This is a genomic window from Dietzia sp. B44 (assembly GCF_014145245.1).
Taxonomy (GTDB): domain Bacteria; phylum Actinomycetota; class Actinomycetes; order Mycobacteriales; family Mycobacteriaceae; genus Dietzia; species Dietzia natronolimnaea.
Map to the genome: position 1 here is coordinate 454 of NZ_JAALEF010000276.1, position 2,474 is coordinate 2,927.

Annotated in this window: 3 protein-coding genes; all 3 read left to right on the forward strand. The window is 71.1% G+C overall.

The window, feature by feature from the left end:
• Positions 1 to 341: 341 nt before the first annotated feature.
• A complete protein-coding gene (locus tag G6017_RS09740) occupies positions 342 to 926 on the forward strand; it encodes a mechanosensitive ion channel family protein (protein WP_179526162.1) in 585 nt (194 codons plus the stop codon).
• A 10-nt stretch (positions 927 to 936) separates the two neighbouring features.
• Positions 937 to 2,196 (forward strand): ATP-binding protein, encoded by a 1,260-nt coding sequence (locus G6017_RS09745; protein WP_241731453.1) that lies wholly within the window; start codon positions 937 to 939, stop codon positions 2,194 to 2,196.
• On the forward strand, positions 2,193 to 2,474 hold a 282-nt coding region (locus G6017_RS09750), incomplete at its 3' end, for a response regulator transcription factor (RefSeq protein ID WP_182617142.1). The genes G6017_RS09745 and G6017_RS09750, both read left to right, overlap by 4 nt.

Genomic DNA, 2,474 nt, shown 5'->3' on the forward strand with positions numbered 1-2,474 from the left:
ACAGACTCCGGCGATCTTGGCGTCGTCCGGGGTCCGGACGGGTCGGGTCCGCCACAGGGAGCGGAGCTCTGATGGGACGTCGTGGGTGCTGGTGCTGGACATGACTCCATCGTGGTGGGCGGGTCGTGGTTCCACATCGGGGGCCGACCCTGATATTCGACCCTGAGAGCACCCGGCAGGGATGATGACGGCATGGTCGACACCGTCGTGGGATTCCTGAGCTCGGACGACCCCCTGCGGCTCTTCGGAGTGACGATGGTCGGCGTCAGCGGACGCACCTCCGGGGCAGGGTCTTCGCGGTCGGTGACCGGATCGCCGTCGGGGAGGTGCGTGGCGACGTGATGTCGCTGGGCTTCCTGCGGACGACGGTGATGGAGATGGGGGCCCCGTCGTCCATGACCGGATCGGAGACCGGGAACTGGGTACCGAGCCGCCAGTTCACCGGGCGGGTGGTGACCGTGTCCAACGGCGTGATCTTCGACGAGGCCGTCTTCAACTACTCCCGCGGTTTCCCGTTCCTCTGGGAGGAGATCTCGGTCAACCTCCCCTTCGACGTTGATCTGCGCGTCGTGGACGAGTTGTTCTCCGCGTGCGCCGATCGGCACACGCGCCAACTCAGCGACGAGGCGATGGCGAGTATGCAGCGGATGAGCCGCGTCTACGCGGTCGACGTCCGCGAGTTCGGACCGCAGGTCTTCGTCTCCCTCCAGGAGGACTGGATCCTCGTGACCGTCCGTTTCGTCGTCGGCAGTCACGGGGCGCGGGCGGTCAAGGACGCGATCTCACGTGACCTGGTGGCCGGGCTGAAGGAACTCGGGATCACTCCGGCGAGCGTGGCCTACGACATCCGTGCGGTGGGCGGGCCCCCTCCCGGGACGGACGAACCGGGGGAGATCCCCGATACCTCTCGGGGTCGCGATCTGTGACCATGGCGGTATGAGTGAGAACGCGACCGATCAGGTATCGGCCCCCGCGCCGCGACCGCCGGTCGCTCCACGGCCGCCCGCGGCCGTGCAGCCGGCCGGGTTCCGGTGGTACCCGCCGCTGACCAGGATCTCCGACGGGTCCGTCGTCGCCGGCGTGTGCGCGGGGCTCGCGGCCCATCTGGGGGTGCGGGTCACCCATGTGCGCCTGGCGATGGTGCTGCTCGCCACCCTGTCCGGCGCGGGTGTGCTGTTCTATTCCGCCCTGTGGGCCCTGACCCCGTCGGCGCGGGCGCCGGAGGGGGTCGCCTCCGCGGACACACGGGAGCGTCGCCGCGGCATGGCCCTCGCGGTCGTGGCCCTGGTGGGGTCGGTGCTGTCGTTCATGGTGACCACAGCGACGGGGCTGCACGTGATCGTGCCCGTCCTGATCGTGGCGCTGGGGGCCGGGCTGGTCTGGCAGCAGTACGACGGCGGGGGGCGGGTGGCTCCCCGGTCCGTCTTCGACTGGGCCAGGGTCACCACCGGTGCCACCCTCGTCGTCGTCGGTCTCGCCGTCGTCGTACTGGGGCAGGTCGAGTTGGCCGCCCTGCGGTCGTCCTTCCTGGCGGTGCTGGCGACCCTGGTCGGAGTGGTGCTGCTCAGCGTCCCCGTGGGGCTGCGGCTGTGGCGGTCCCTCGAGGAGGAACGTGCGGCCCGCATCCGTGAGGCCGAGCGCAGCGACATCGCCTCCCACCTCCACGACTCCGTGTTGCAGACGCTCGCGTTGATCCAGAAGCGATCCGACGACCCCGCCCAGGTGTCGCGGCTGGCCCGTCGGCAGGAGCGCGAGCTGCGGCAGTGGCTCTTCGGGGCCGGGTCGCGCATGTCCTCGGGCGCGGCCACCGTCGCCGGGGCCGTCGAGGTGATCGTCGGGGACATCGAGGACGCCTACGGTCTGCGCGTGGACCAGGTGGTGGTGGGCGGGGACGGCCCGGCGGGCGACGCCGAGGAGGCGGTGCTGGGCGCCGTCCGCGAGGCTTTGGCCAACGTGGCCAAGCACGCCGGCGTCGACACCGCCGACGTGTTCGTGGAGAACGACGGTCAGGTGCTCAGCGCCTTCGTCCGGGACCGCGGCTGTGGCTTCGACCCCGACGACGTGGGCGATGATCGCCACGGGTTGTCCCAGTCCATCCGGCACCGTGTGGAGAGCCGGGGCGGCAGCGTGACGGTGCGCAGTACGCTCGGTCGCGGAACCGAGATCGGGATCGAGATGCCGCTGGAGGGCGAATGACGGACGAGCCGGTGGGTGGCGTCAGGGTGTGCCGGGTGTTCCTCGTCGACGACCACGCGGTGTTCCGCAGTGGTGTCCGGGCCGAACTCGCCGGCCAGACCGGCATCGAGGTGGTGGGCGAGGCGGGGTCGGTGGCCGAGGCCGTCGCCGGCATCGGTCGGGTGCGGCCAGACGTGGTGCTGCTCGACGTGCACATGCCCGACGGTGGCGGGGTGGCCGTGCTACGCGCGGTGCTCGGGGCCGACCCGAGCGGCGCCTCCGACGCGTCCGGCACGACA